This window comes from Ligilactobacillus sp. ESL1201 (genome assembly GCF_058503265.1).
The window spans coordinates 298266-324937 of the sequence record NZ_CP196362.1; the positions used below are offsets into that span (position 1 = coordinate 298266).

Genomic DNA, 26672 nt, shown 5'->3' on the forward strand with positions numbered 1-26672 from the left:
TAGGTTAGTGCTCGCCTGCTAACCACCAACTTTCGCAGCTTCTAGTTTTGATTTAGTCTTTTTTCTATATATTTAGATAACCAGGTTAGTAACGTGATGATGATCAGGTACATGACGGCGACGATTGTCCAAACCTTAAATCCTTCCAGGTTACGCGCGATGATGATCTTCCCCGTTTGCGTCAGTTCCAAAATACCAATGATCGATAAGATCGAAGTATCCTTGAGCGTGATGATAAACTGGTTGATAAACGACGGCACCATGATCTTAATTCCTTGCGGTAAGATCACGTAACGCATTGCTTTGCCAAACGGCAGCCCTAAACTCCGCGCAGCTTCCATTTGTCCACTATCGACTGCTTGGATCCCGCCCTTGACGAAAGCGGCGGTGTAAGCCCCTTCGTTGAGCATTAAAGTCACCGTCCCAGCGATAAAGGCAGGAATTTTAACTCCCGTCAGACTGGGTAAGCCATTGTAGATAAAGAGTGCGAGGACTAACAACGGCATCCCGCGGAAAATGTAAATGACAGTAGTGGAAAGTCCTTGGGAAAATTTGTTAGGTATAACGCCTAGTAAACCGAAGATGATGCCAAAAATTGTGGCGGCGATAATGCCGATCACGGTCAGATACAACGTTTGACCTAAACCTTTGAGCAAGACGCCGCTGTTTTGTTTCAGTAAGCCAGCAAAACTGTGTTCGTCACTTTTATTTTTTTGTTCGTCGACCGTGCTGGTACTTAGATAGTGGTTGACGATTTTTTTGTATTCGCCGTCTTTTTTAATGGCGCGTAGGCCGGTGTTGAATTTTTGGATCAGTTCTGGATTTTGTCCTTTTAGAACTGCAAAACCGTAATAGCCGTTGTTGGCCGGCTTAGTGACGATCTTCAATTTAGTTCCCGTCTTGATGGCGTATTGCATGACCGGAATATCTTCGAAACAGGCCACGGAATTGCCGTTAGTGACGTCATTATACATGTTGTTAGAGTCATCGAAAGTAACGGTCTTAAAGCCGTACTTTTTTTGGATGGACTGGGCATAACTGGCAGCAGCAGTCCCCGTCTTTAAAGCAACTCGTTTGCCCTTGAGCTGTTTGAAACTCTTGATGTTGCTTTTTTGAGCAACGGCCATGACCACGCCGGTTTTATAGTACGGGTCCGAAAAATCAAACTTGGCTTTTCGTTCGGGGGTGATCGACATCCCAGCGATCACGCCGTCGATCTGGTTACCTTCCAGTGCTTGGACCGCAGCGTTAAAGCCCAACTGCTTAGTTTGGACCTTGAAGCCTTCTTTTTTAGCGATGGCGTTGATCAAATCGATGTCGATGCCGATGTATTTATTTTGCTTGTTAGCAAATTCGAACGGCGGATATGTAACGTCGGTGCCGATCGTGTAAGTTTTGGCGGCATTAGCAGTTTGTGGGGAAATGATGACCAGCGCAAACGCCGCACATACAGCAAATAATATTAATTTAAGTTTTTTCATGCTATCTCTTCTCCCTTGTGTTTCTTGAAACCCAATTGTCCTAAAACTGTTCTCATAATTTACTAATAATAAGAATACCATAGATTGCTAGTGAGGGAAAATATTATGAGGCTAAAAAGTGAACTTTTTAGTTGGAAAACGGTTTTTTTGCCAAAATATCCGAATACTCTTGCTCATGGCGTTGTAAAAAGGCGGTGGCAAATGAACATTGACTGGAAATCGACCAGTGATTGGCACGCACGTGTTCGATGACACGCAACATTAATTTGCCGGCGATGCCCCGATTTTGCAGCTGGGGTGTGACTTTAGTGGAAGTGACGGTTAAAACATTAGCGGCTACGGTAAAGTCGATTTCCGCTAATACTTTTCCTGCCTGCAGATAAACGAAACGTGCAGGATGCTCCTGATTTTTGGCTTGTAATGTTAATTCCATAATGAACCTCCTTAATTACTTAACTTTATCTTAGCGCAAAATGAGGGCTAACGAAAATTTTACTATCTTTTTGTAAGCTATTTTGATTGTAAGCAATTTAATTTTGTGCTAAATTGATACTATAATATGGTAACATTAGGTAGCGAGTGTCATTGCCTAATTACTGATATAGGAGGAATGAATAATGGCAGTTAAGGAGATCACGGATCAAGATTTTACCACAGTAACTGATAAGGGATTAACGCTAACTGATTTTTGGGCAACTTGGTGTGGCCCGTGCCGGATGCAATCGCCAGCTGTTGAGCAGTTAGCCGAGGAAATGGGCGATCAAGTTCAATTTACTAAGATGGACGTCGATCAAAATCCCAAGACTGCTCAGGAATTTGGCATTATGAGCATTCCAACTTTAATGATCAAAAAAGACGGCAAGGTAGTTGATACTTTGGTCGGTTATCATCCTAAAGAAAAATTAAAAGCAATCTTACAAAAGTACCTATAAAAGTCGTAAAGGAGGGGGAGTTATGGAAAAGACCGCGATTTTTGCCGGCGGTTGTTTTTGGTGTATGGTCCAGCCGTTTGATACGTTACCGGGGATCAACCGGGTAGTTTCTGGTTATACTGGCGGACATGTGCCTAACCCGACTTACGAGCAAGTTTGCAGTCATACTACGGGTCATACCGAAGCGGTTGAGATCCATTATGACCCGGAGATAATTTCATACGCACAGTTGGTGGAAATTTACTGGCAGCAAACCGATCCGACAGACGCGATGGGTCAATTTGAAGATCGAGGCGATAACTACCGGCCGGTGATTTTCGTTAATAACGAAGAGGAACGGCGGATCGCGGAGGCTTCGCGTGCCAAATTAGCGCATAGCGGGCGGTTTGACGAACCGATCGTCACGCAGATAGAAGACGCACAACCGTTTTACCCGGCGGAAGATTACCACCAAAATTACTACCAAAAGCACCCAGACTTTGAAGAAATGAGCGGGCGTCCCGAGTTTATTAGGGAAAAATGGCGGCAATAACCGAGTGATACAACAAGTTGGTTAGCACTTAAAAATAACAGGGGCTGGGACAAAACAGAGTTTTGTCTCAGGCCTTTTTGCATTTTCGTGAATCATAATCTTAATAGCTGTAGGAGAAGTTGATGATCAAACGAATTGTTAATGATAAAATTTTTTTGTTAAGTTTAGTGGTAGCACTGGCGACGTTAGCTATTGGGCGGCCACACGTTGCAGACATTGATTGGCGCACCATCGGTTCTTTATTTGCCCTGATGACGGTAGTTCAGCTTTGGCAGTACCTAGGATTCTTTCAAGCAGTAACGGTATTTTTAGTGCAAAAAGTCCGTAATACCAGGCAATTGTTGCAGATTTTAATGGCATTAGCATTTGTGAGCTCAATGTTACTGACCAATGATGTAGCGTTATTAACGTTGATTCCGTTGCTGGCATTGAGCATTAAAAATTTACAGATTAAGCCCGAGTTGCCGGTGATCTTACTGTGCTTAGCTGCTAATTTAGGTAGCGCGCTAACTCCTTTGGGTAACCCGCAAAACTTATTTTTATTTGTACATTATCATCTTAAGTTTGTTCACTTTATCATAATGGGCTTACCGTTAGCGGTTTGTAGTTTAGTGTTACTAGCAGGTTTTAGTTTAATTTTTCCAGCTACTCAGATACGTGTCCCTAAAGCTGAAGTGCCAGTTTTGCAGCGCAAACAAGTCCTATTAGCAGTTTTATGTACGTTATTAGTACTATTAAGTATCGCCAAATTACTACCCTTAGCTATAGGGATTTTAATTGCTATCATAGGCGCTTTGCTACTTGCGCCGCGGATTTTGACCCGAGTTGATTATGCCTTGTTACTGACTTTTTTATGCTTTTTTATTGCCGTTAGCGATATTAGCCACGCTTCTTTTTTAGTAGCTTTTTTACACCGGACTGGTACCAGTAGTTTGAGTGTTTACTTAAGTAGTATTTTGCTCAGTCAAATTTTGAGTAACGTGCCTACCACTATTTTATGGGCGCCATTTACCACCCATTTTTACGCCTTGTTTTTGGGAAGTAATATCGGAGGATTAGGAACTTTATTGGCATCTTTAGCTAACTTATTGGCGTTTAAACAGTACCTGCTACATTTTTCCCGGCGACGCACTGGGTGTTACTTATTGCAATTTAGTATGATTAATTTATTACTGTTGTTACTGTTAGGCTGTGGCGGCTTTTTGTGTTTATTATTAACTTCTAGTTAGTCCTTTTTATCTTGTGGGTGTAGTTTGTGCCATATTAAAATAACAAAGACAGTGAGGGTACTGATCGTAGCGCTAGTGGCCACGAAGTCGCACACGAGTAGTAAGTAAAAAGTCCACCTATGGGGATCCCAGCTCACAACGGTCACTAACCATAAACAGCAGGTAATGATCCAGATTAAAGTAGTAAGTAATAGCAATGTTTTTTTGCGTGGTAGTTGCATGTCAATAACTTCTTTCGTGTAAGTTGGTTAATATACAAGTGGGGGACTGAGACAAAACCTTGTTTTGTTCCAGTCCCCTTTTTTTGGTTTCCGTAAGTAACAGACTTAATCGCGTTTTTCAAACCAGCAGTCTAGCTTACAACTTGATTAATCGTGCTCCGTAAGTCAGCTACTCTAATCTAACTACGTCCAGCAAAAGTCTTAAACCGACTTATTGCTGGCCTAGGTTAGCTCAGGATAGCTAAACGCCTTACTGCACAACTTATGTGATCGTGCTCCAAAAAGCAGCAGTTTATGCCTAGCTACGTTTCAAAATAAAACCCAAGTGCGGGTTTTACTTTGAAACTAGGCTAGTGCTCGACTTAACCTCTTTTTGTCCCAACTCTTTTTTATTTTTAGTAAAGTTTCATTAGCCATCAATAGCGGTAAAATGTTTTTGGGTGTGCTGAGGATTAAGGGCCTCTTTTATAATTACTTGGGCGAGTGTCCCCGAAGTAGTTGTTGATTCTCCCTGCTCGTTTGTCAGCAACGTGTCTTCGCCATAGACGATATTAGCCGCGGGTTTTCCCGCAACGAAAGTTTCTCCCGGGGAAATAGCAGTCCAAGAGGTATTGGTAGCTTCTTGTAAAAACTGGAGTTCGATCAGCTGATTTTTAACGGTGGCGACTTGGTCTTTAGCGTTATCGTCTTTTTTTAAATCTTCAATAACTAAGTGGTGGTCCTCACCGGTCTTTAAGCTGCCAGCTCCTAGGATAAATATCAGGTACAAGTGTGGGTTTTCGCGGGCAAACGAAACCAGTCGCGTAGCTAGGTCTACGTGTAAGTAGGCTTTTTCCGGTGAGGTAGAAAAAGCATCGACGACAATATCAAACTTGGTGATGTCTTTTTTAGTAAGGTCAAAAGCGTCTTTTTTTAAGACGTGAAAACTGTCTTTAAGTATTTCTTGGGCACGGTGACAGCTTCTAATAATAGCAGTCACATCTAAGTCTTGGCTTTGTGCTTCCTTGAAAATGGCCGATCCTGCCATCCCGGTTGCCCCAATAACTCCTATTCTGGTCATGCAGTTGATCCTCCCTGGCAAAAACTACTTATATCTTAAAAGCTATTAAAACTAACTTCAATACATAAAGGCGAAATTTTAACTTAAATGCAACAATAATAGTACTTTATAATAATTTAGTGGGGCAAACAAGCCTAAAAAGAAGTATTATCAGGATTGTCTCAAGAAAAATTAGGAGTTGACCTTAACGTTACGTCAAAGAGTATAGTTTGATTTGCAAGCAAGGAGATGAAGGATCAGATGACTTCTTATTCAATCACTGCATTAGCAAAATTAGCAGGGGTTTCAAGGCGCACGTTACGTTTTTACGATAAAAAAGGCTTATTAAGGGCTAAACGGAATCCTGAAAACAATTATCGCTATTATGAAGAAGGTGAAGTTGATCGCTTACAAAAAATCATGTTCTTTAAATTGTTTGCCCTGCCCCTTGACCAAATTAAGGAAATTCTAGATGATCCTAAAGACGTACAATATCAAGTTTTAAAAAAACAACGTGAACAAATTTTGCTAGAACAGGAACATTTAGCAAACTTGCTTGTTAGCTTAGACCAAACACTTGCAACTATGAAAGGAGACGCAATTATGAGTGATGCAGAGAAGTTTACAGTTTTTAAAGAAAAATCAATTAGGGACAACGAACTAAAATATGGTACAGAACTCCGACAAAAATATAGTGAAGCCGTTATTGCCACCAGCAAGCAAAAAATTAAAGCTATGTCTAAAACAGATATGACACATTTACAAGAGCTGAATAAGCAGATTTTAGTTATTTTAAAACAATTAACTGGAACATCTAACTTACAGCAAAAACAAGCAAGACATCTTTTTGAACTGCATAAAGAAATGTTACTACTGACTTGGCCTGAGGGGCAATATTCAGCTAATGCTCATAAGAACTTAGCTGCCATGTACGTTAATGATCCAAGGTTTATCAAATATTACGAAGAAAATACCGGTAAGCAAGGTGCAGCTAAAACGCTAAAAGATGTCATTGATCACTATGCTTAAATGTGGAAGTCCCACAAATAATTAGCCATTTCAACAAATTTTAATTAGTTAAGGATCGTTCTCGGTATTTAACGGGTGACGATCCTTTTGTTTTTAAGAAGATACGGTCATTTATCATCCCCAAAAATTTGTTGAAATATATATGAGACATAACAAATCGCTGGCATAGTTTTGTCTAGTCGTTGATTAACGGTATAATGTGAAAAGGTGAAAGGAGAGGCTAACGTGCAAAGAATTAATATCGTTAATTTGATCTGGAGTTTTGACCGGCAGGAACAAAGTGTCAATTTATTACTGGTCAAACGAGCGCAAGCACCAAAGCTGTGGTCGTTGCCAGAAACTTTTTTAGCTGCCAGCGAAAGTGCCGATCAAGCTGCTTTACGTTTAGTTCAAGACAAGATTGGGTTAAAGCTAGCGGCATTTCATACCGAGCAATTAGCGACATTTACCGCGCCGGAACGTAATTTTGCAGGTGAGCGGGTCATTTCGCTGGGGTACTTGACTTTTTTGCCGACTAAACCGCCGCTACAACCGGGGTATGGCGCGACTGCAGCTAAATGGTTCGCTTTAAAAAACGTGCATGGTAATTATTGTTTTTGTGCCGAGCAACACAGATTTACCGTTGCTTTGCAACAAACCGCAACGCAATATTACCAACAAGCGATTAATTTTAGCGCGGAAACCAGCCTGGCATTTGACTATTCGTGGCTGTTAAAAATTGCTTGTTTGCGGATCAAAAACAAGTTAAATTACCAGCCTAATATTTTGCTGATTTTGGGCCAGACTTTTACTTTGCGCGAAGCCCGCGCCGTTTATGCGGCTTTTTTACAAACCGTTCCCGCTAAGATCGATAATTCTAATTTTAAAAAGACTCACGGCTGGCTATTCGAAGAAGTGGGGCAGTCAACGGCACACAGACGGGGACGCCCCGCGAAACTTTACCGCTTGAAAAAACAAAATAACTAATTGTTTTTACCGCACAATTGGGGTATGATTAAACGCGTTGTAATTGTTTTTTAATCTAATAAAAGTAAAAAATACTTTTATTAAGCAAACACGAGGAGAGTGTTGGAATGGCAGTTAAAAATATTTTATTGATTTGTGGCACCGGGGCTTCGAGCAGTTTTATGGCCGCTAATATGCGGAAAGCAGCTAAGAAAACGGGGCTGCAAGTCAATATTCACGCCCGCAGTGACGCACAGTTAGCGGAGCAACTAACTGGTGTCGATTATTTGTTGGTCGGGCCGCACTTAGCGTATAAAAAAGAAGAAATTCAAGCGACCGCTGCGGCTCAGCACGTCAAGATGGCGCTGATTCCGGCGGCTATCTACGGCACACTAGACGGTGTTGCGGCTTTAGAGCTGGTGGCTAGTTTGGAGGACAACGATGCAAAATAAAATGTTAACGGTGATGCAGGCCAAATTATTACCCAAAATTAACCGCATCACTAATAATCCCTGGATCAGGGGCATTCAACAGGCAATTATTGTTATTTTACCGTTTATTTTAGTGGGTTCACTGGTGACGTTAGTCATGTTGCTTAATAACATTAAGCAAAATTTGCTGCCGGACCTCAGTACGATGAGTACCTTTACTTTTGGTTTACTGGGATTGTTCTTGGCGTTTTTGATCCCGTATCAGATTTTAAAAAATTATCACAATGAACAACAGACTTTAGCGGGGTTTGCGGGGATGTCTTTATACTTGATGCTGATCAAACCGCATTTTACCGCAAATGGAGTTAGGTTTGAAACGGCGCGTTTAGGCTCGGCGGGGATGTTTTTAGCAATCGTTGTCGGCGTATTAGTAGCCGCGGTCATGTTATTTAGTGCTAAATTTTCTTTTTTTAGTGAGGATACGACTTTACCTGATTTTATCGTTGGGTGGTTTAATTCGCTGTTGCCGATCACTTTGTTGATTTTTATTGGTTGGTTGGGGCTGACGATTAAAAGCGTTGATATTTTCAAATTTGTTACCTGGATTTTTTCACCCTTATCTACTATTGGCCAAAGTTATTTTGGTTTTGTACTGATTGTCTTTTTATATAGTTTGTTTTATTCGTTTGGGATCAGCACTTGGACGTTGTCACCGATCGTTTATCCCATCATGTTTAGCGGGATTGCACAAAACGCAACACAAGTGGCTAAGGGATTAGCGCCTAGCAATATTACCACCTACGAGATTTTTTATTCCGGTTTTATTGCTGCTGGTGGTTTTGGTTTCACCATTACGTTGGCCTTAATGATGCTGTTTTTTGCTAAATCACGCCAACTAAAAACGATTGCGAAAACGACCCTGCCGACGGTTCTTTTTAATATTAACGAGCCACTGGTGTTCGGGGCACCGATCGCGTTTAACCCCATACTGATGTTACCGATGTGGCTAAATGGGCTGGCAATTCCGCTAATAGCAGGAGCCGCATTAAAATTAAGATTAGTCCCGATTCCGGCAAAAGTATTTCAGTTATGGTACATCCCGTTTCCAATTTCGACGTATTTAGTAACGGGGATCAAGGGAGTTTGCTTATTTGTTTTACTGTTCGTGGTTTCTTGGTTGATCTACTTTCCGTTTTTTAAGATCTATGACCAGCAACTGTACCGTAAAGAACAAGAAAACCGTTAATCAGTGAGTTAATCGTTGTTTTTAGTAAGCAAATGGGGTATGATGAAACGCGATACCGCGGATAGTTTTTTACCTAATTAAAAGTAATTTTTACTTTTATTTCTCTGAGGAGGAAATAATGATGGAAAAAGGCAATTTAGCATTGCTAACTGATTTGTATGAATATACGATGGCTAATGGCTTTCACAAAGAACTGCTGCACCAACTGGGTTCGTTTGACATTTTTTTCCGCAAGCTGCCGGATAATGGTCGCTTCGTGATTTTGGCGGGTGTTCAAACGGCGTTGGAACAATTAGCTGATTTTCACTTTGAACAAGAAGATATCGAGTACTTACGGGGACTAAATATTTTTTCAGAAGAGTTTTTAACTTATTTGGCTGATTTTAAGTTTGAGTGCACTGTCTACGCAATTCCGGAGGGAACTCCTATTTTTTCACGCGAACCGGTCTTGACTGTTGAGGGTCCGCTAGTTCAAGCCCAGTTGTTTGAAACTTTGTTACTAAATATTATCAACCACCAAACTTTGATCGCAACTAAGGCAAGACGCGTAGTTGCTGCCGCTCAGGGGCGTGCAGTGATGGAATTTGGCGCCCGCAGAGCACAGGGACCGTCGAGTGCCGTTTATGGTGCTCGTGCCGCGGTGATCGGTGGCTGCACTAGTACGTCCAACCTGCTGGCCGGGCAGAAATTTAACATTCCGGTAGCCGGGACGATGGCTCATAGTTGGGTTGAAGCTTACCCTGACGAACAAACTGCTTTTGAAAAGTGGGCCCAGGTTTATCCTGATAATTGCTCGTTACTGGTTGATACTTATGATGTCTTAAAATCAGGAGTACCTAACGCGATCAAAGTGTTTGACCAGCTTTCCGCTCAAGGACACAACCACTTTGGTATCAGGATCGATTCTGGCGACATCACTGCCCTTTCGCGGGCAGCACGACAGTTGTTAGATCAAGCCGGTTACCAAGAGGCGACGATCACGGCTTCCAATGCCTTGGATGAAAATATTATTCAGTCACTGATCGATCAAGGAGCTGCAATCGATAATTTTGGTGTCGGGGAAAACTTAATCACCAGTGCAAGTTCTCCGGTATTAAGTGGGGTTTATAAATTAGGGGCAGTGAAGGTCAACGAAACGTGGCAACCTAAAGTCAAAGTCAGCGCTAGTTTAGGCAAATTGACGTTACCGGGCCGCAAACAAGTTTATCGTTTGTATGATGATCAGGATCATCCGCTTGCTGATTTAGTCGCTTTGCGTTCCGATCAGATCGGTGAATTTATTGAGAGTTTGGACGTATTACACGTGGATCCCGAGGCAACTAAGAGGTTGTGCCAGCTGCGCCGCGTAAAGGCCGTGGCACTTGAGGAAAAAGTGATGGATCAAAATGGTAGTTATGTTAAGCAACAAGACGTTTTTGCACTGCAAAAATATAGTCAAAAGATGTTAGCCGAGCTGCCAGTAGCGACTAAGCGGCTGTTAAATCCGGATGACTATCCCGTTTATATCACTAAGACTTTATATGACCAGCAGCAGAAGTTGGTAGCCGAGTTAAAGTAAGGACTCACTAAATGTTACCTTTTGGCATAACGTGTTGCAATTATGAGCTTTTATCGTAAAAAAATTATCAAAAAGCGGTATGATAATAAGAGAGATGAATCTGCAATTATTGCATTAGCATGTTGAGTAAAGGGGTAAAGAAGATGTCGCAGCGTGAGGAAATGAGAATACGAGTGCACCAAATTATTTTGTATTTGGACCAAAAGTACGGTGAAAATTGGGCACAGAATCCGGCAATCGCGGAGGATGAAAAGTTGCAAGCCCATTTGAAATGGATCAAGTCTTGTAAATAATGTTTATTTGAAAAGACCGAGGCAAAAGCAATTTTGCTCCGGTCTTTTTTTGTTTTCCGTAAGCAATAGACTTAATCGCGTTTTTCAAGCCAGCAGTCTAGGTCCTAAGGACACTGACAAACAAATCCAAGTACAGGATTTGCTTGTCAGTGCCACTTAGTCCACGACCGCTAAGCGGCTTGACTCACAGCTTGTTTGATCGTGCTCGACTGCTAAACGCTTTTTGTCCCAACTCCTTTTTTGATATGGGCGTAAATATTTGGCTGTGCTGCTTGCTTTTTGTTTAAAGTGAGTGTACACTTACTTTAATAAGTGAGTAATCACTAACTAGAACATCAATGAGGTGAGCACATGGCTAAAGCAATTATTCAACTACAACACGTCCATAAACAATTTGGCGAGCATGTGGTGTTAAAAGATATCTCGTTTCAGGTCAATCAAGGAGAAATCGTTGGCTTGATCGGTCCTTCGGGAGCGGGCAAGTCGACGATCATTAAACTCACTTTGGGGATGGAAAAAGTCGATCAAGGTGAGGCGACTGTTTTTGCTACTAAGATGCCGGACCGTAAGTTGCTAAAAGATGTGGGGTATATGGCACAGACCGATGCTTTGTATTCTTCGTTGTCCGCGTATGAAAACCTGCAATTTTTTGGTGAAATGAAAGGCGTTGTCCGCAGTGAACTGGCAGAACAGATCAAGCACGTGAGTGAAGTCGTTGATTTGAGCGACCAGTTAAAACAGCGCGTTTCCGGCTATTCGGGAGGAATGCAGCGGCGCTTGTCGTTAGCAATTGCTTTGCTAGGAAACCCACCGTTGTTAGTATTAGATGAACCAACGGTAGGAATTGACCCAGCGTTACGCCGCCAGATCTGGTACGAATTACAAAATTTACGTGATCAAGGGCACACTGTACTGATCACGACCCACGTGATGGACGAAGCCGAGCTGACGGACCGGGTGGCTTTGTTACTAGAAGGCAACTTGATGGCAAATGACCAGCCTAAAGCACTGGAAGCACAGTATGGGGTGGAGACGATCGAACAGGTCTTTTTGCAAGCGGAGGATGAGTTAAAATGAGAACTTGGGCAATCACTAAAAGAGTATTGAAAGAAATGATTCGCGACCCGCGCACGTTGTTATTGATTTTTATCGCACCGTTAGTAGTGTTAGCGTTGATGAGTTATATTTTTGGCGTTAACATGACGGGCAATACGACGATTGGGACCGTGGGAGTTTCTCAAGGATTAACGACTAGCATGGACAAAGTTAAACACGTTAGCGTTAAGTTTTATAGTACTAAAAGTCAGGCAAAACAAGCGTTAAAAGACGAGAAAGTAGATAGCATCATCGTCAAGAACGCCAATAAAAATCGCTTGAATGTGACTTACGCTAACGTTGATTCGGGCAAAACCCGGTTAGCAAAGCAGGCCTTGCAGGTTGCTTTGAACAAGCAAAGAATTACTAGTGTGAAAAATGCTACCCAAAAAGCACAGGCTGCCTTGCCGCCCCAAATCAAGGCTAACTTACCGCACAAAACGGCGGCACCACAATCACCACGCATTCATAATACCTAGTCAAGAACGCCAATAAAAATCGCTTGAATGTGACTTACGCTAACGTTGATTCGGGCAAAACCCGGTTAGCAAAGCAGGCCTTGCAGGTTGCTTTGAACAAGCAAAGAATTGCTAGTGTGAAAAATGCTACCAAAAAAGCACAGGCTGCCTTGCCGCCCCAAATCAAGGCTAACTTACCGCACAAAACGGCGGCACCACAATCACCACGCATTCATAATACCTATAATTACGGCGACCAGAATTCAAATTTCTTTGATAAGTTAATGCCGATCATGATGGGCTTTTTCGTCTTTTTCTTTGTCTTTTTGATCTCGGGAATGGCGTTACTGAGTGAACGGACTTCTGGTACGTTAGACCGTTTATTAGCAACTCCTGTTAGGCGCGCAGAGATCGTTTGGGGTTATATGTTGAGTTACGGAATCGTGGCGGTCGTGCAAACATTGCTGATTGTTGTTTTTACGATTACGGCTTTACACGTACAGCTAGTCGGCTCGGTCTGGTTAGTGTTACTGACTACACTTTTATTAGCACTAGTTGCTTTAGCGTTAGGAATTTTTATGTCGACGTTTGCGCGTTCCGAGTTTCAGATGATCCAGTTTATCCCTATTATAGTGATCCCGCAGATTTTCTTTTCGGGGATCATCCCGTTAACGGCGATGGCTAAATGGGCGCAGTGGCTGGCAGATGTTTTGCCGCTGAAATACGCTGCTAACGCTTTAACGGATGTGATCATGAAGGGCGCCAGTTTCACACAGATCGCTGGCAATTTAGTTGCTTTAATAATTTTCATTACAATTTTAACAATTGGTAATATAATGGGCTTAAAACGTTACAGGAAGGTTTAAAATGAAAAAAGATGAGTCTCAAGAATTTACGGATTTTAATGACTGGCTGCAAAACGCTAAAATGCCGCCGGGGAAGCGCAAGGTGTTAACGGCCGCAATCAAACTGTTCGCGCAAAATGGTTATCAGGCAACGACGACCGCGGCACTGGCAGCTGAAGCAGGGGTTAGTGAAGCGACGTTATTTAAATATTTTAAATCAAAAGAAGAACTTTTAAACTCGATCATTGCTCCACTTGTTAGGCAAATCGGTCCTAAATTAAGTGATCAACTTCTGGCAGGCGTCAGTAAACACACGGCGACTATTGATGATCTAATAGCTTTTTTCATTCGTGATCGTTACGAATTTATCGAAAATAACAGTCAAATAGTATTAATTATGCTGAATCAATTAATGGTCGACCAAGAATTGCGGGCAACTTTAATTACTCAACTTAAGGATAACTTACTGCAGGTCTTACAACTGATCGCAGAGTTGTTGATCGAAGATAATACTGTTGCTAGCGACGTTACGGGCGGTGATGTTATTAGATTAATGCTCGGACAATTGCTGATGTATTTTTTGCAGGAACACGAGCTGGGTTTTATTGGAGGAAAGATAGCGACTAGAGAGGACAAGATGATTACTTTTGTGCAGCGAGCACTGCGTAAATAAGCAGGCTAAACGCGGTTAAACGCTAATTTAGAATTATCAGGGAGGAGCTGAGACAAAACGAAATTTTTGTCTCGGCTCCGCTTTGTGGTTTACATAAGTAATAGACTGCTCGTGCTCCAAAAAGCAGTAGTTTGTGCCTAGCTACGTTTCAAAATAAAGCCCTAGTTCAGGTTTTACTTTGAAACTAGGCTAGTGCTCGACTGCTAAACGCTTTTTGTCACAACTCCTCTTTTTTGGTGACTAGTAAATAAAATTTAATACAAATCTAGTAATCAGCATGATATAATTCTATTAATAGTTAAAAATTAGTGAGTGTTAAAAGGAGCACGAAATGAAAAATAAAATTTTTGTAATGGAAGATTTCTCTGCTTTAGGCGGGATTTCTTTGCGCACGGCTACCACGATTATGGCGGCACTCAACTTACGCGCTGGCTTGTTGCCAACTCAATTGCTATCTACTCAAACGGAGGGCTTTGGCTTTCCCGCACAACAAGAAGTGACTCCGTGGCTACAAGCGACTTTGTATCAGTGGGGCACAGACTTTAAGTTTGATACCGCGCTGATTGGTTACGTGGGGACGGCTACGTTAGTGGATCAGTGCTATACGTTGCTGCAGCGTAAAAATCCGTCTCAGGTAATAATCGACCCGGTGATGGCCGACCAAGGAGAAATGTATCCGCGCCTATCCCCCGATTACGTTCCAGCAATTCAAAAGCTGTTGGACACGGCGACGGTGACTACTCCTAACCTGTCAGAGTTAAGCTTACTGACGGAGATGAAACTCACATTGACTTCGCCGCTGGCTGACATTAAACAGGCATTAGTCAAACTAACTAACAGCACCGCTAAAAATGCTCAGGTAATTTTAACCGACTGGGAAAAAGACGGCAATTTATACTGCTGTTGGTTAGAAAACGGTGAAGTTCAGATTCACGGTAAAGAAAAAATTGCGGGGCATTTTTCGGGTGCGGGTGATTTATTCTCGGCGGTTTTGGCGGGATTACTAGCGTTAAAAGTTGACTTGCAAGTAGCTATTAAATTGGCATATGATGTGACTTATATCGCGATTCAAGAAAGTAGTAAAAAACCAGAAAATGAGTATAAATATGGGATCGATTTGCAAGCAGCTTTAAGATTTTTACTAACTGAAATTGTAAAATAGCTGAAGGGAAGCTGGGATAATGCACAGACAGACTGGTTTACGCAAAGTAGTATTATTAGCACTGCTGGTGGCGTTAAACGTGGTCATCGGACGTTTATTTATTATTCCAGTTCCGTTGACTCACGGCAATGTTAATTTGTGTGATGCTATTATTTTACTGACCGCGTTACTTTTTGGTGCGGGTCCTGGTCTACTTGTCGGCGGGTTGTCTGGTTTTTTGTTAGACCTAATTTCGGGATTCGGGCAGTATATGTTTTTTTCGCTACTCGTTCACGGTCTCGAAGGCTTAGTGGTCGGATTGATTTATCCGCGCCTGCATTCTGCTCACCTGTTGCTTAACGGCTTGATCGCCGGTTTAGCCGGGGTGGTAATGGTGGTTGTAGGCTACTCGGCGATCGACACCTTATTGTACACGTGGAGTGCTGGGGTAGTCGGAATTTTCACCAATTTGTTACAAGGACTGGTGGGGTTAGTGATCGCATTAGTGCTGTTACCAAAATTAAGACAGATAGTGAAATGAAGCAGTTAAGAACGGCGCTATTGGTTTTGCTTTGTACGAGTACATAAAAATGGAGGAGTTGGGACAAAAAGCGTTTAGCAGTCGAGCACTAGCCTAGTTTCAAAGTAAAACCTGAACTTTTGTTTTATTTTGAAACGTAGCTAGGCGCAAACTACTGCTTTTTGGAGCACGATCAGTCTATTATTTACGGAAAACCACAATGGAGCTGGAACAAAACGAAGTTTTGTCCCAGCCCCATTTTTTGGTTTCAATGTTTAAGGTAGATTATTTTTGAGGTAATGGTTTTTGGTGAGTGATGATTATGCCGCTAACTAGTAATAAGAGTCCTAATAAGCCGTAAACTACTAAAATTGGAACGAAAGAATGAAGTTGTTCTTCAACCACTCCGCTAAGGGTAGGGCCGATCGCGGCTAATAAGTAACCGACAGACTGCGCGGTCCCCGACAGTTTGGCCGTTTGAAAGACCGAGCTTGCTTTGCGTTGGAAAAAGACGACGCATAAACTAAAGGCCGACCCTGACGCTAGACCGGTAATTACGGCTAGGATGATGTTCCAGACAAAATTATGCGTACCTAACAGCAAACAAAAGTTACCAATTGCAAAGCCGCCACCGACGATGCCCACACTCGCGTACATTCCTTTTTTAGAAGAGGCTAACCCAGGGATCAACAGTGACATCGGCATGCCGCACAGCTGATAAACTGTTGCCAACAATCCGGAATTGGTGGCGGAAAAGCCGTTGTTGCTCCAATAAACTGGTAGCCAAGTCAACATTGAATAGTACAGTAACGACTGGGTGCCGAAAAACAAAGTAACAAACCAAGTTAACGGGTATTTGGTGATCGCAGCGACGTGTACGGCAGTTTGTTTGACTTGCTTTTTTTTACGGGGAAGTTGCACCGTGACCACCCACCAAACTAAAAAGGCGGCTAAACTGACGGTTGCCATGATGGCGATCATCGTGGCTAAGTTGAACTGTTTGGTCAGCGGAGCGGCAAAGCCCGTTCCTAAAGAAGCGACCAGCCCCATTGTAAAAGTATATAGGCTGGTGAGTAAGGTTGCTTTTTGCGGGAAGTACTCCTGAATGATCGCCGGCAATAAGACGTTTCCTCCAGAAATACCGCACCCAACTAGGACGGTCCCTAATAATAAAACTGCGCTGCTGGGAATGACACGTAGGTAACCGCCAATCGTTAGTAATAGTAAAGTCCACCATAAAACCTGGGCGTTGCCAAAACGAATACCCCACTTAGCGATCAGCGGTGACAGCAACGTGAACATCAACAAGGGAATAGTTGTGAGCAAACCACTTAAACTGGTGGCTAAACCAAGTTGACTGTGCAGCCACGGTAAGATCGGTGGTAGCATAGTGATTGGTAACCGTAAGTTAGTGGCAATCAAAATAATTCCTAAACCCAACCATAAATAAGTCCTTTTCTTCAAAACAAAACTACTCCTTTGAAATAAAATAAAAATCTAGGGCGCAAGAACCGCAAAACTGTCGGTCGTTTTAGCGCGCCATCCTCTAGTGTAGCTAACAATCAGCTAGCGGGCAAGGATTAAGCAACCTACAAGATGTCAAACAAGATGATGCTAGCAAAATAACGGTCGCCTTTAGTCCAGTGTTCGCATAGTCCGCTGTAATTTTCAACTATCCGTTCGATATTTTTAACGCCGACGCCGTCGATTTGGCGCTGCTTGCGGGTGCTTTTTTCTAGCGGTTCGAAGGTGTTAACGACTTCGATCAGTAATTTGTTGCCGTGTTGTTTGATCGTTAAGTTGATTTCTTTGGTGCTAGTGTGAGGTAACCGGGCAGTGGCTTCGAGTGCGTTATCGCAGAGATTGCCGATCAAAACGGCTAAGACGTCGTAGTCTAGTTTAGTATTTTGGCTGAGTAAGACGTGGAAATCACAGGCTGTGTGCTGCTTTTTAGCTTGCTGTTCTTTTTGGTTTAGTAAGTAGTTCAAGACTAAGTCGTGCGTGTAAAATTTTTGTTGTGGCTCCAACTGACTGGCCGCTTGCTGCAAGTAGGTGATCGCCTCATCAGTTTGACCGTCGGTGAGTAAGCCTAAGACAACTAGATATTGATTTTTTAAATCATGGCGCACCCGCCGCAGGTGTTGCTGTGATTTTTTGAGTGCGGCGACGTTTTGTAACTGAAAATGTAGCGCTTTGTTTTGGAGTTGAAGCCGGTTAGTCTGTTGGAGGTGGTAGGTGATACTGTGATATAAGTAGAGAATGCAACAGTTAAGGTATAAGACGCCGCAGATCACAGCTAACATCAAGTAATTATTGCTAAGATGAAAATTTACTTTAGCCAGTAAAAAAGTGACCAGGATCATTAGCGAAACTAGCGGGATCGAAGTCAAAGTTAAAATAGTAGAAGTTGGTAATTTGTGACTATCGCTGGGTTGACGTAAAACTAACATTTTAAGCGCGTAGATCACAAAGATCCCCAAAAAGATTTCGCTGCTTGTAACGGTGATGTCGCGTAACTGAATGTGTTGCTGAAATACCGGGAAAAGTTCCAGTAAGGAAAGGGGCACGGCTTCGGTCAAAAAATCAGTCGTCAGTAGAAATAACGACCAGAAAATGAAATCTCTGGTAGGAACGTGATGAATTTTACCGAATAATACATAAATGATAAGCGCGACCATCAGGTTACTGAGTGCGGCGATTGCACGCGAAAATAAGGTGGCAGTGAGTGCCACGACGATGGTTAGTAGCGCTAAAAAAGCAATGACTTTACGGGACAGTCGCTGTGAGTTAGACCAACTGCTAAAAAAGAAGTTTAATAAGAACAGCTCGATGATAAAACCAACGACTTCTAAAACGATTGGGATGATCATAAGCTACTCCTTAACTGGTGGAGAATTTGCGTGTATGCCACTTTACTAAACTTTCGGCTGAGCGGTAATTCAACTGCGGCGCGCGCAGTATTTAATAACACCGTGTGATGGTTGATGGCGCTGATGTAGCGCGGGTTAACGAGATAAGAAGTATGGATCTGAATGAAATACTTGCCCACTTGCTCCAGTAAGGCAGTCGTTGTCATGTTAGTACAGTATTCACCATGGGTAGTGTGAATGATCACTTGACGCAGCTTTTTTTCGAAGTAGGTAATTTGGTTGAATTTTAACCGGTAAAGTGTGTGGTGTGCCGAAAAGCTGAAGTAATCATCGGCGACTCCTAAGTAATTAACGACCTTGTCGAGGAGGGGGAAAAACTTTTCTTTAGTGAGCGGCTTTAACAGATAATCAAAAGTCTGCAGCGAAAAGACATCTTCCATGTATTTGCTGTAGCTAGTCAAGAAAACGATCGGCACTTGGGCGTTGGTTTGGCGAATTTGACGGGCAAGCTCGATCCCCGAAAGCTGAGGGAATTCGATGTCTAAGATAAAAAAATCATAATTACTAGATAGATGACTGAGCAATTTTTGCGGGTTAAAAAAGACTGCCGGGGAAAAGAAATCTTCCCGGTAGGCGTAGAGTAAATTTTCCACGGTCGTGGTGACTTGAGGCACGTCATCACACAGAGCAACTTTTAACATTAGAATCCCCCCTTAATTGTAAAACTTACGAAAATTTTTAAAGGAATAAAAATGGGTATTGAGGTTTATGCAGCTATCTTTGTAGGTGATTTTTTTTGAATTATTTCAAATTAATAAATCAAGTGAAATAATAACTAGATTAGGTTTGAAAATAGTCACTAATATAGGTTCACATATTTCAGAACATACCTTTTCTTTTACGTATCGGGTACTGTTTTTTTATTTAATTTTTATCATAATTTGGACTTTTATCTTTGTCGTTTTAAAAAGGAATAGAAAATAATAAAAACTATTTTTAATAGTAAAGTTAGTCAATGTAGTCAAAGAATCTGATAATTTTATAAATAACGGTGAGTCGGGTGATAGCTTGATTTGCCGTTATTGCTGTTCATCTGTTTTACACTGCCTGATGCTAGTATGAATTCATGTCTGGTACATTCCTTTCATTAATGGAATTCTACCAAATTTGTCCATGAATTCATACTAGCACCAAAATACCGTTAGCTTTTCTCTTCCAGTATTTCCTCTTTGATATAGGAAATTGCTGCATCTACAGTACATTTTTCCAATAGTACAAAAAATAAAGGGAGGCTTAAATCATTCATCAGTGCTGGAATTGATGCCGTGATTGCAGCACAAACATAATGTGTATCCATGTCAAAGATATAGTAATCTATAATTGTGGTACTCGTGAGGTCGTAATGTCCATCTTCTGTGATATAGATTCTTGGCATAATAAGCCAATTAGTAGGATAAAGTTTTTCTCCAATATTATCATTGTAGTAGTAGTAAAACCATACGCTCGCATTGATGAAATTAAGTAAACGATACATGTTTGACAGTCGTTTTGACCTTTTAGTGATCCAGTGTGATGCGCTTTCGGTATAATAAATCCGGGCTTCCATGTAGGATTCGTAAAAATAAATGCTACATTCTAGGGTGGAATCAGGACATTTATCATAACCAGGTAAAACTAAAACTAAACTTGACTTACCCTCGGAAAAAAATATACGGAAATTTATATCTTGTTCTTCTAAATAACTAATTGTCTCGTTTATGGCTTTAGTTTTATCCATAAATATCCTCCTTAATTTGAAAAATTGAATTAATAAATTTTTTTATTTGTTAGGCCCGCTTGTCATCGATTATGTTAAATAAAGTTTTTATTTAACTTGCCAAAGACAGCGTCATTGTTCCAATCAAGGGCAATCGGTGTGAGTGTTCCGTTGTCATCAAGTAAGACTTCGCCACTGCCATTTTCAATGAAAAGGTTTTTTTCTGTACAGGAAACGACCGTAAAGGTATCGATTCCAACGAGTTCAAAATTGTCTTTATGGAAAGGAAGAATCTTTGTTTGCGGCGTGTGCCCGACGATCTGCTTAGGGTATTTGGGATTGGGTGACTTAATTAATTCATGGTTAAAATCAGCCCACAATGGGCTACCTAGCGCAAATGAGCCACCACGAGCTTTGCCAGCATGGTCTTCTAAATCTTCCAAACGCTTTAAAATCTGTTCATCATCTCTTAACGGTTCTAAGTGCCAATTTTGTAAATCAAAATCTTGGGTGTAACCGGCATGACTGACTAAATAGTCGTCTAGTTGAAATGCAATGCGCAAATTTAACTTTAGTAGTTTTTTGCGTACTGTGAGAAAGCCATCTGCATCGCGAATAGAATATTCACTAGGAGTCACTGTGAGGTAAGATACGTCATGGTTGCCTAACAGGTTGACCACTTCGACGCCCATGCCAGTTAGTAACACTTTCCAAGCTAACAAATAATTGATTTCTTGCATGTACAGCTCAATGTTTTTTTGTTGTCCGGCTGCATCTAAGTAATCACCTAATAAGATCACACGGTCAACGCCTAATTCTTTAACTTTTTGGTTGACCAGTGGTAAAACGATATCTTCTTTTAAATGCTGGTCACCAACTAGAAGTGTTTTCATTTAACAATGTCCTCCTTGATGTGTTTTGATTGTCTTTTTCAGCCCGGTTACGGCTGCTTAATTAATTATTCCGTCAATTTCATCAAAGAATTTAATTTTTTTCATATCTATTAGTTTGCTATAAAAATTCAACCCCTGTAATCCTAATTGATCGCAAAGTTGTTTGGTGATCCATTTGCCACGTTCTTCAATGAGTAAGTTGACATTTTGAAAAAACTGTTCAAAATCTGCCGTTTTTCGAGGATAGCCTATACCTCTGGTATTGAAATGATCTTGCCAAAGTTCAGCAACACGATAATCTTGATGTACAAAAGGTTGTAAATAGTATTTTTCGATAAATTTTTGCCAAAGAACCTTACCAGCCTCAGTATCAATACTAAAAAACCAACTATGCAGATCATTTAAGGTTAGGTCCCAATAATCTTTGACTGAGGAGAAACCACTTCCTCTTCCAGTGTTCATCCAAGAAAGTAAAACTATAAAATTGCCGATAGAATGGGTTAACTTAGCAAAACGTTCAATTTGGGCTATTACATCCACGTTTGTTTCTTTGTTTTTTTGACGCCGAACATTTTCCTGTGCAAAAGTGAAATTTGTGAGGATAGTTGGATCTTTAATTAATTCTGAATTAAGAACTTTGATTGTCGGAACCTCGCCAGTAAATAATTTCTTTAAGGTTTCCGTGTTTTCTTTGCTATAAGGTGTTTTAGAGCCAACTGTTATTAATCTATTAAATGTTGTAACAAAAGAGTTCATGGAATCTCCACGTATTTGGTCAGTTGATGTCCAACCTAACACGTTATAAATGGGAGATGCTTCTTTGTCGCAATCTGCGTTCTTACCGGTTGAGCCAGTAGCGTTAAAAATTGGATGCTTTTGGTCAAGTCTTCCAGCTTTATAAGCCAATTCTAACTGTAAATGTATTAGTTTTTTATTATCTTTAGTATCTGTGATCGTTTTTTTTCGATAGCTCTGTTTAAAATCAAATTCCCAAGGATTGATGAAGTTTTCGTCGCATTGATTTAAAAAATCTTTTACCCAATTTTGATTATCCATGTTTGTTACCTCCTATGTTTAAAAAAGCTTAATTACGAGTGTTGTCAGTTAATTGTTCTAGCGGAATAGATATTGTTCTAAATAAGTTTGGGAATCAAGCAGTGTTGTGCTTTTGAATTTGAGAATCGATTTTTCGGAAAATTGATGAAAATAAAGAATCCGTTTCCTTGCCTGTTGGCTTCATGCAAGAAATTTGACTTTGAATTTTTTCTGCATAAATCATTAATCGTTAGCTTTTCCCTCCAAAGAACTTTCTTTTGATGTAAGAAGTTGCCTCAGCTATATTCCATTTTTGCGTCAATAAATAAAAGAAAGGTTCACTTAAGTCATTCATAATAGAAGGGACTGCTAACATAATTGCATCGCATACTTTAAGTGGCGCCATTTCAAAGACATCGTAATCTACGACCACGGCACTTGTGAGTTCATAATGACCATCTTCTGTGAGATAAAATTTTGGAGTAATCAGATGATGATCAGAATAAAGATTCCCTTCATGCCCATCACTGTAAATTAGCCATAATCCACCATTGATGAAATTAAGCAAATAATATATATCCAACATTCAACATTTGTTCTGGACGCTCGGCAATCCAATGTGATGCGGTCTCGTTGTAATAAATCTCGACTCTTATAGAAGAATTGTGAAAATAAAATCTACATTTTAAGCAGTTGTCAGGACACTTGTTATAACCAGAGAAAACTAAAACGAAGTCGTTTGTAAAATCTTCAGTTAAATGTATATTGCTTTTTGCTAAATACTTAATTATTTCATTTCTGGCTTCAATTTTATTCATAAACATCCTCCTTGGTATAATTCCTATTTGAAGACATGATTTTTCTGTTAACATCCTTAAAATTATTTCAAATTTGTTGTTTTTTGAGGTACTAGATAAATTTTCTCTAAATATCTATGAAAATGTTGTTATAAGTGTTAGGCAATCAAACAAGTCCGTGCTTGATTACTTTAGAGTAGTACTAAAATCTTAATCATTTTCAAGTGAGGCTCTCCAAGTAATAGTGTGGGTATCTCCGTCTCTTTGCTCAGTTGTGGTAAACTGATTGAAATTGATTGTGCCGTTATTTAAAGAATACGTAAGTGGATGTGGGTGAATATCACTATCGACATTGATAACGATTTCATCATTTGCTAGTGAATACGAAGCATTGAAATCAGTCGCCATTTGACGATAGGTACACTCAGTGTCATTAATAAAAGTTACTTCATAAAAATAATCATGAAGCAAATTTTGCGGGGCACCAGGTCGATCCATGACTGTATTTATATCCGTTCCGTCATATAATATCGGTTCAACAAGTAACTTATGACCAATCAATAAACTTTTAGCCTCATTAGCAGTATCTTGTGATGTTGTATCCGGCACACTTGAACTGCTAGAACTAACAGTGTTGGTACTGGATTTTTTAGCTACTTTTGTCTCACTGCCTTTTTTAGCATGTGTCTTCTTTTTAATTAATTTTGTCGACGAAGTTTTAGAGCTACTACTCGGCGCAGCAGAATGATTCTTGTCACAAGCTGACAATGATAACGTGCACAAGCCTATAAACAATAGGTTAACAACTTTTTCCATATTTTTTCCTCTCCATATAATAAAATTGGTTACGTAGCAGATATGTTTCTATTTTTTACTTAAAAAATGCTTAACTATTCATGGTTTAAACCTCCAATTTTAACAAGTACTAGCGACGAGCAACTATTTAAATGGTAAAGATTGATTAGGAACTTTATTTCCTCCTTTAATCATCCTAATGCTATAATATAGCAGTGGAACATTAATGTCAACTATAATTCTCAAAAAATATCAAAAAATAAAACCCCCGTTAAGGGGCTAAATAATAATTATAAGAGGTCGTTGACTTCCAGTTTGGTTAAGAGATCTTCAGTATATTTTTGTAAAATTTCTTGTGCTTCAGTCGGTAATTGCTTAGCTAAGTATTCATCCAAGGTATTATTTACTACGTTTATGATTGAAGGATCATCTGTATGTTGAATTTTGTAAATTGCTTGTCGTAAAACAAACTTAATTGCCGCACCAATAGTGACGGATCGAGCATCAATACTTTGTTTAATAATCGTCCTTAACTCATCAACTTTAGTGCTGATACTATTTGATAATTGAAATTTCGGTCTTTGTGCACTTGAGGTGATCTCGTATTTTTTTTCAATATTGATTGTTAAATTCTGTGTTTGCCGCCAATCAATTTTTTTCCAATCATCATAAGTATCTAAAATGGCCTTAGATAATATTTCACCTTTAGTAAAATTGATTCCCTCTTGCTTTTGATAATATTCTTTGAGTACTTCTAACATTTCAGCAGTTTCATAAGCAATTCTAACTTGTAATTCCATCTTTTCGTCTCCAATTCAGTTTGATCTTGCAAGAGGCAGGTACCAAAGTGTGTCAAACTCAGCTAAATTTGATCGATTAGCTTTTTACTTAGTTTGATACATATTTACTATACTATTCATACCATAATTAAGCCACGGAAAAGATAAAATTTAAAACTGATTTGAGCACGGTGAACTTGATGAATCATTGCGTAATTGGCCTTATCAAAGATTAGGTTAAATTGATTTAGTGATTGAAGGTTAAAAATTACATTTGAGGCGTTGTTGGTGACAAGTGTGCGGTGATTTTCAAAGCGTGAGTTATCCTTCAAGGTAGAGAAAAGTTAGAAATAAAATTTTATTAATGAGTTGTTTATTTTAAAAATGAAATCGAGGTAGCTTGATGCAGGCAGACTTAAATGTTCATGCACTAATTAAGACTTTTAAGAAGGGGAAGATTGTCGCCAATCGGCAATTAACTATTCAGTTTCAGGCGGGACAAATAGTTGCGTTGATTGGGCATAACGGTGCGGGTAAATCGACTTTTTTAAAACAGCTGATTGGAATCACTAAGCCGGATGCGGGTACTATCACCTATGCAGGAAATTATTTGGTACCAAACCCGACGTATGCGCGCCAAGTGATTACTATGATGCCTCAGTTCAATGCTCCTTTGACTGGAGTGACTTTGCGCCAAGCGGTTGCGGCTGCTCTGCGCGTTAGGGGGTATTCCGGGGTGTTGGTGCGGCAAAAAATGAATTATATTTTAGCGGAACTGGAAATCACCGAGTGGGCTGATGTTGCTGGAGAAAAATTATCGGGTGGGTTGCAGCGATTAACGTCTTTTGCGATGAGTGTTGTGGCACCAACGCCAATTTTGCTATTCGACGAACCGACCAATGATGTTGATCCCAAACGACGTAAGTTATTGTGGCAAATTTTGCGTAATTTAGCTGCACAAAAGCGGATCGTAATCATTGTGACCCATAATTTATTGGAAGTCGAGCAGTACGCAGATCGCTATTTATTGTTTGATCAAGGGCAAATTGTGCAAGATCACATGGTTAACTTACAACAGGCGGATTTTTCAGCTGATTTGGTATTACGAGTCGTTACTAAAAATCAATTAGAAAAAGCTGATTTCCCTTCTGCGCAAAAAGTTCTGGAGCAATTAAATGAGCGCCATTATGAAATTTATTTGACTGCGGCACAATTGTTACCTGCGATGAAATGGCTACGGGGATTGATAACGACCAGTTTAGTTGTTGATTATCAATTAACTCCTTATTCTGTGACTAATTCATATGAGGAGTGGACTGATGGAAAATAATTTAGCTAATTCGTTACCACTCAAAATTAAAAAATTTAACGGACTAATATGGTGGAGTTTAGTTCGGCAACGGGTCTTACTACCAGTTTTTACTATCGTGCAGGTCATCTTAGCGGTGGCTATCGTGTGTGGGATGGCATTACTATTGCCCAGTGTCAGTGCGAGCTCAGCGGTGTACCTGTCGTCTGGGGCAGTTACCTTAGAAGTCATTGCGGTCGGTTGTGTGTTAGCCGCTCAAATTGTCAGTACTGCTAAGCAAGAAGGAGTAGTTGCTTATCAAAGAACGTTGCCAGTTGGACGCAGTGCAATCGTTTTGGCCGACGTAATGGTTTGGTGGTTGGCTTCTTTACCGGGAATCATCGCTGCTTTTGGTGCAGCAATTTTGCGTTTTAAAATCACCATTATTTTTGTGGGTGGCAATTTTTTGATTTTGATTTTGGTTCAGTGCACGATGATCTTACTGGGATTTGCGTTAGCTTACTGTTTACCGGCTGATATGACTGCGTTACTCACGCAGCTCATTATGCTGGGCGGGTTATTGTTTTCACCGATCACTTACCCAGCCAGTCGACTGCCGGCTTGGACGGCGTGGATCTACAATTACCTGCCGTTTGTTCCTAGTAGTAATTTGTTGCGAGCAACTTTTTTTGCCAGCGGCAATTTTTCTTACGTGGACCTGGCAGTGGTAATTTTTTGGGGAGTGTTGGCTTTCATTTTATCTTTAGCGGCGTTAAACAAGAGGAGTTAAT

At 40.6% G+C, this 26672-nt stretch carries 30 protein-coding genes; 17 read left to right on the top strand and 13 right to left on the bottom strand.

All coding sequences use genetic code 11. The annotated features are described in order from the left end of the window. Positions 1 to 41 precede the first annotated feature (41 nt). Both ACSYSK_RS01430 and ACSYSK_RS01435 read right to left on the bottom strand, forming a co-directional pair. The gene (locus tag ACSYSK_RS01430; RefSeq protein ID WP_491715191.1) at positions 42 to 1481 is read right to left on the bottom strand and encodes an amino acid ABC transporter substrate-binding protein/permease; all 1440 of its coding nucleotides are present in this window, start codon (positions 1479 to 1481) and stop codon (positions 42 to 44) included. Between the two features lie 127 nt (positions 1482 to 1608). After that, positions 1609 to 1914: a GNAT family N-acetyltransferase gene (locus ACSYSK_RS01435; RefSeq protein ID WP_491715192.1), complete on the bottom strand. Its 306-nt coding sequence runs from the start codon at positions 1912 to 1914 to the stop codon at positions 1609 to 1611. Positions 1915 to 2098: 184 nt separating this feature from the next. Here ACSYSK_RS01435 and trxA point away from each other — a divergent pair, with 184 nt between their 5' ends. From trxA to ACSYSK_RS01450, 3 genes are all read left to right on the top strand, one after another. After that, entirely contained in the window at positions 2099 to 2413 is a 315-nt protein-coding gene (gene trxA, locus ACSYSK_RS01440; RefSeq protein ID WP_491715193.1) for a thioredoxin, read from the top strand. A gap of 22 nt (positions 2414 to 2435) precedes the next feature. Next, entirely contained in the window at positions 2436 to 2945 is a 510-nt protein-coding gene (gene msrA / locus ACSYSK_RS01445; protein ID WP_491715194.1) for a peptide-methionine (S)-S-oxide reductase MsrA, read from the top strand. Positions 2946 to 3067: 122 nt separating this feature from the next. Next, a complete protein-coding gene (locus tag ACSYSK_RS01450; RefSeq protein WP_491715195.1) occupies positions 3068 to 4174 on the top strand; it encodes an SLC13 family permease in 1107 nt (368 codons plus the stop codon). Positions 4175 to 4804: 630 nt separating this feature from the next. Here ACSYSK_RS01450 and ACSYSK_RS01455 read toward each other — a convergent pair. Further along, on the bottom strand, positions 4805 to 5455 hold the full coding sequence (locus tag ACSYSK_RS01455; protein ID WP_491715196.1) for an NAD(P)H-binding protein: 651 nt from the start codon (positions 5453 to 5455) through the stop codon (positions 4805 to 4807). A gap of 240 nt (positions 5456 to 5695) precedes the next feature. Between ACSYSK_RS01455 and ACSYSK_RS01460 the strand changes: the two genes are divergently transcribed. The 12 genes from ACSYSK_RS01460 to ACSYSK_RS01515 all read left to right on the top strand — a co-directional run bounded on the left by ACSYSK_RS01460 (position 5696) and on the right by ACSYSK_RS01515 (position 15689). Next, positions 5696 to 6463 carry a MerR family transcriptional regulator gene (locus tag ACSYSK_RS01460; RefSeq protein ID WP_491715197.1) on the top strand — a complete coding sequence of 256 codons (768 nt, stop codon included), beginning with the start codon at positions 5696 to 5698 and terminating at the stop codon, positions 6461 to 6463. A gap of 225 nt (positions 6464 to 6688) precedes the next feature. Further along, positions 6689 to 7429, top strand: coding sequence for an NUDIX hydrolase (locus ACSYSK_RS01465; protein WP_491715198.1), 741 nt, complete (start codon positions 6689 to 6691; stop codon positions 7427 to 7429). Positions 7430 to 7536: 107 nt separating this feature from the next. Continuing rightward, positions 7537 to 7860 carry a PTS sugar transporter subunit IIB gene (locus ACSYSK_RS01470; protein WP_491715199.1) on the top strand — a complete coding sequence of 108 codons (324 nt, stop codon included), beginning with the start codon at positions 7537 to 7539 and terminating at the stop codon, positions 7858 to 7860. Then, entirely contained in the window at positions 7850 to 9085 is a 1236-nt protein-coding gene (locus ACSYSK_RS01475; protein WP_491715200.1) for a PTS sugar transporter subunit IIC, read from the top strand. Before ACSYSK_RS01470 ends, ACSYSK_RS01475 begins: the two co-directional genes overlap by 11 nt. A 121-nt stretch (positions 9086 to 9206) precedes the next feature. Beyond that, on the top strand, positions 9207 to 10643 hold the full coding sequence (locus ACSYSK_RS01480; RefSeq protein ID WP_491715833.1) for a nicotinate phosphoribosyltransferase: 1437 nt from the start codon (positions 9207 to 9209) through the stop codon (positions 10641 to 10643). A 143-nt stretch (positions 10644 to 10786) separates the two neighbouring features. Continuing rightward, on the top strand, positions 10787 to 10936 hold the full coding sequence (locus ACSYSK_RS01485) for a hypothetical protein (protein WP_491715201.1): 150 nt from the start codon (positions 10787 to 10789) through the stop codon (positions 10934 to 10936). 351 nt (positions 10937 to 11287) lie between these two features. Then, on the top strand, positions 11288 to 12013 hold the full coding sequence (locus ACSYSK_RS01490; protein ID WP_491715202.1) for an ABC transporter ATP-binding protein: 726 nt from the start codon (positions 11288 to 11290) through the stop codon (positions 12011 to 12013). Continuing rightward, positions 12010 to 12510: an ABC transporter permease gene (locus ACSYSK_RS01495; RefSeq protein ID WP_491715203.1), complete on the top strand. Its 501-nt coding sequence runs from the start codon at positions 12010 to 12012 to the stop codon at positions 12508 to 12510. The genes ACSYSK_RS01490 and ACSYSK_RS01495 overlap by 4 nt, the downstream gene beginning before the upstream one ends. 29 nt (positions 12511 to 12539) lie before the next feature. Continuing rightward, on the top strand, positions 12540 to 13355 hold the full coding sequence (locus tag ACSYSK_RS01500) for an ABC transporter permease (RefSeq protein ID WP_491715834.1): 816 nt from the start codon (positions 12540 to 12542) through the stop codon (positions 13353 to 13355). 1 nt (position 13356) lies between these two features. Beyond that, entirely contained in the window at positions 13357 to 14007 is a 651-nt protein-coding gene (locus ACSYSK_RS01505) for a TetR/AcrR family transcriptional regulator (protein ID WP_491715204.1), read from the top strand. A gap of 331 nt (positions 14008 to 14338) precedes the next feature. Further along, positions 14339 to 15169 carry a PfkB family carbohydrate kinase gene (locus tag ACSYSK_RS01510; protein ID WP_491715205.1) on the top strand — a complete coding sequence of 277 codons (831 nt, stop codon included), beginning with the start codon at positions 14339 to 14341 and terminating at the stop codon, positions 15167 to 15169. A gap of 19 nt (positions 15170 to 15188) precedes the next feature. Then, the gene (locus ACSYSK_RS01515) at positions 15189 to 15689 is read left to right on the top strand and encodes an ECF transporter S component (protein ID WP_491715206.1); all 501 of its coding nucleotides are present in this window, start codon (positions 15189 to 15191) and stop codon (positions 15687 to 15689) included. Positions 15690 to 15953: 264 nt separating this feature from the next. Here ACSYSK_RS01515 and ACSYSK_RS01520 read toward each other — a convergent pair whose 3' ends face one another. The 10 genes from ACSYSK_RS01520 to ACSYSK_RS01565 all read right to left on the bottom strand — a co-directional run bounded on the left by ACSYSK_RS01520 (position 15954) and on the right by ACSYSK_RS01565 (position 24614). After that, the gene (locus ACSYSK_RS01520) at positions 15954 to 17132 is read right to left on the bottom strand and encodes an MFS transporter (protein WP_491715207.1); all 1179 of its coding nucleotides are present in this window, start codon (positions 17130 to 17132) and stop codon (positions 15954 to 15956) included. 125 nt (positions 17133 to 17257) lie between these two features. Continuing rightward, positions 17258 to 18538 carry a sensor histidine kinase gene (locus ACSYSK_RS01525; protein WP_491715208.1) on the bottom strand — a complete coding sequence of 427 codons (1281 nt, stop codon included), beginning with the start codon at positions 18536 to 18538 and terminating at the stop codon, positions 17258 to 17260. Beyond that, a complete protein-coding gene (locus ACSYSK_RS01530) occupies positions 18535 to 19239 on the bottom strand; it encodes a LytR/AlgR family response regulator transcription factor (protein ID WP_491715209.1) in 705 nt (234 codons plus the stop codon). Before ACSYSK_RS01530 ends, ACSYSK_RS01525 begins: the two co-directional genes overlap by 4 nt. A 500-nt stretch (positions 19240 to 19739) precedes the next feature. Then, entirely contained in the window at positions 19740 to 20315 is a 576-nt protein-coding gene (locus ACSYSK_RS01535) for a hypothetical protein (RefSeq protein ID WP_491715210.1), read from the bottom strand. Between the two features lie 74 nt (positions 20316 to 20389). Continuing rightward, positions 20390 to 21187, bottom strand: a complete 798-nt coding sequence (locus tag ACSYSK_RS01540; protein ID WP_491715211.1) for a metallophosphoesterase family protein — start codon at positions 21185 to 21187, stop codon at positions 20390 to 20392. 57 nt (positions 21188 to 21244) lie between these two features. Then, positions 21245 to 22243, bottom strand: coding sequence for a hypothetical protein (locus tag ACSYSK_RS01545; RefSeq protein ID WP_491715212.1), 999 nt, complete (start codon positions 22241 to 22243; stop codon positions 21245 to 21247). 229 nt (positions 22244 to 22472) lie between these two features. Next, positions 22473 to 22808: a hypothetical protein gene (locus ACSYSK_RS01550; protein ID WP_491715213.1), complete on the bottom strand. Its 336-nt coding sequence runs from the start codon at positions 22806 to 22808 to the stop codon at positions 22473 to 22475. Beyond that, a complete protein-coding gene (locus ACSYSK_RS01555) occupies positions 22783 to 23040 on the bottom strand; it encodes a hypothetical protein (protein ID WP_491715214.1) in 258 nt (85 codons plus the stop codon). The genes ACSYSK_RS01550 and ACSYSK_RS01555 overlap by 26 nt, the downstream gene beginning before the upstream one ends. Positions 23041 to 23229: 189 nt before the next feature. Next, a complete protein-coding gene (locus tag ACSYSK_RS01560; RefSeq protein WP_491715215.1) occupies positions 23230 to 23835 on the bottom strand; it encodes a hypothetical protein in 606 nt (201 codons plus the stop codon). A gap of 269 nt (positions 23836 to 24104) precedes the next feature. Then, positions 24105 to 24614: a hypothetical protein gene (locus ACSYSK_RS01565; protein WP_491715216.1), complete on the bottom strand. Its 510-nt coding sequence runs from the start codon at positions 24612 to 24614 to the stop codon at positions 24105 to 24107. Between the two features lie 382 nt (positions 24615 to 24996). Between ACSYSK_RS01565 and ACSYSK_RS01570 the strand changes: the two genes are divergently transcribed. Together ACSYSK_RS01570 and ACSYSK_RS01575 are read left to right on the top strand one after the other, a co-directional pair. Then, complete coding sequence (locus ACSYSK_RS01570) at positions 24997 to 25923, top strand: ABC transporter ATP-binding protein (RefSeq protein WP_491715217.1); 927 nt, start codon at positions 24997 to 24999, stop codon at positions 25921 to 25923. Then, positions 25913 to 26671: an ABC transporter permease gene (locus ACSYSK_RS01575; protein WP_491715218.1), complete on the top strand. Its 759-nt coding sequence runs from the start codon at positions 25913 to 25915 to the stop codon at positions 26669 to 26671. Before ACSYSK_RS01570 ends, ACSYSK_RS01575 begins: the two co-directional genes overlap by 11 nt. Position 26672 lies beyond the last annotated feature (1 nt).

Bases quoted from the DNA above. Each gene is read 5' to 3' on its own strand.
- ACSYSK_RS01430 (WP_491715191.1), bottom strand. From the start codon at position 1,481: ATGAAAAAACTTAAATTAATATTATTTGCTGTATGTGCGGCGTTTGCG.
- ACSYSK_RS01435 (WP_491715192.1), bottom strand. From the start codon at position 1,914: ATGGAATTAACATTACAAGCCAAAAATCAGGAGCATCCTGCACGTTTC.
- trxA (WP_491715193.1), top strand. From the start codon at position 2,099: ATGGCAGTTAAGGAGATCACGGATCAAGATTTTACCACAGTAACTGAT.
- msrA (WP_491715194.1), top strand. From the start codon at position 2,436: ATGGAAAAGACCGCGATTTTTGCCGGCGGTTGTTTTTGGTGTATGGTC.
- ACSYSK_RS01450 (WP_491715195.1), top strand. From the start codon at position 3,068: ATGATCAAACGAATTGTTAATGATAAAATTTTTTTGTTAAGTTTAGTG.
- ACSYSK_RS01455 (WP_491715196.1), bottom strand. From the start codon at position 5,455: ATGACCAGAATAGGAGTTATTGGGGCAACCGGGATGGCAGGATCGGCC.
- ACSYSK_RS01460 (WP_491715197.1), top strand. From the start codon at position 5,696: ATGACTTCTTATTCAATCACTGCATTAGCAAAATTAGCAGGGGTTTCA.
- ACSYSK_RS01470 (WP_491715199.1), top strand. From the start codon at position 7,537: ATGGCAGTTAAAAATATTTTATTGATTTGTGGCACCGGGGCTTCGAGC.
- ACSYSK_RS01475 (WP_491715200.1), top strand. From the start codon at position 7,850: ATGCAAAATAAAATGTTAACGGTGATGCAGGCCAAATTATTACCCAAA.
- ACSYSK_RS01480 (WP_491715833.1), top strand. From the start codon at position 9,207: ATGGAAAAAGGCAATTTAGCATTGCTAACTGATTTGTATGAATATACG.
- ACSYSK_RS01485 (WP_491715201.1), top strand. From the start codon at position 10,787: ATGTCGCAGCGTGAGGAAATGAGAATACGAGTGCACCAAATTATTTTG.
- ACSYSK_RS01490 (WP_491715202.1), top strand. From the start codon at position 11,288: ATGGCTAAAGCAATTATTCAACTACAACACGTCCATAAACAATTTGGC.
- ACSYSK_RS01495 (WP_491715203.1), top strand. From the start codon at position 12,010: ATGAGAACTTGGGCAATCACTAAAAGAGTATTGAAAGAAATGATTCGC.
- ACSYSK_RS01505 (WP_491715204.1), top strand. From the start codon at position 13,357: ATGAAAAAAGATGAGTCTCAAGAATTTACGGATTTTAATGACTGGCTG.
- ACSYSK_RS01510 (WP_491715205.1), top strand. From the start codon at position 14,339: ATGAAAAATAAAATTTTTGTAATGGAAGATTTCTCTGCTTTAGGCGGG.
- ACSYSK_RS01515 (WP_491715206.1), top strand. From the start codon at position 15,189: ATGCACAGACAGACTGGTTTACGCAAAGTAGTATTATTAGCACTGCTG.
- ACSYSK_RS01525 (WP_491715208.1), bottom strand. From the start codon at position 18,538: ATGATCATCCCAATCGTTTTAGAAGTCGTTGGTTTTATCATCGAGCTG.
- ACSYSK_RS01530 (WP_491715209.1), bottom strand. From the start codon at position 19,239: ATGTTAAAAGTTGCTCTGTGTGATGACGTGCCTCAAGTCACCACGACC.
- ACSYSK_RS01535 (WP_491715210.1), bottom strand. From the start codon at position 20,315: ATGGATAAAACTAAAGCCATAAACGAGACAATTAGTTATTTAGAAGAA.
- ACSYSK_RS01540 (WP_491715211.1), bottom strand. From the start codon at position 21,187: ATGAAAACACTTCTAGTTGGTGACCAGCATTTAAAAGAAGATATCGTT.
- ACSYSK_RS01545 (WP_491715212.1), bottom strand. From the start codon at position 22,243: ATGGATAATCAAAATTGGGTAAAAGATTTTTTAAATCAATGCGACGAA.
- ACSYSK_RS01550 (WP_491715213.1), bottom strand. From the start codon at position 22,808: ATGTTGGATATATATTATTTGCTTAATTTCATCAATGGTGGATTATGG.
- ACSYSK_RS01555 (WP_491715214.1), bottom strand. From the start codon at position 23,040: ATGAATAAAATTGAAGCCAGAAATGAAATAATTAAGTATTTAGCAAAA.
- ACSYSK_RS01560 (WP_491715215.1), bottom strand. From the start codon at position 23,835: ATGGAAAAAGTTGTTAACCTATTGTTTATAGGCTTGTGCACGTTATCA.
- ACSYSK_RS01565 (WP_491715216.1), bottom strand. From the start codon at position 24,614: ATGGAATTACAAGTTAGAATTGCTTATGAAACTGCTGAAATGTTAGAA.
- ACSYSK_RS01570 (WP_491715217.1), top strand. From the start codon at position 24,997: ATGCAGGCAGACTTAAATGTTCATGCACTAATTAAGACTTTTAAGAAG.
- ACSYSK_RS01575 (WP_491715218.1), top strand. From the start codon at position 25,913: ATGGAAAATAATTTAGCTAATTCGTTACCACTCAAAATTAAAAAATTT.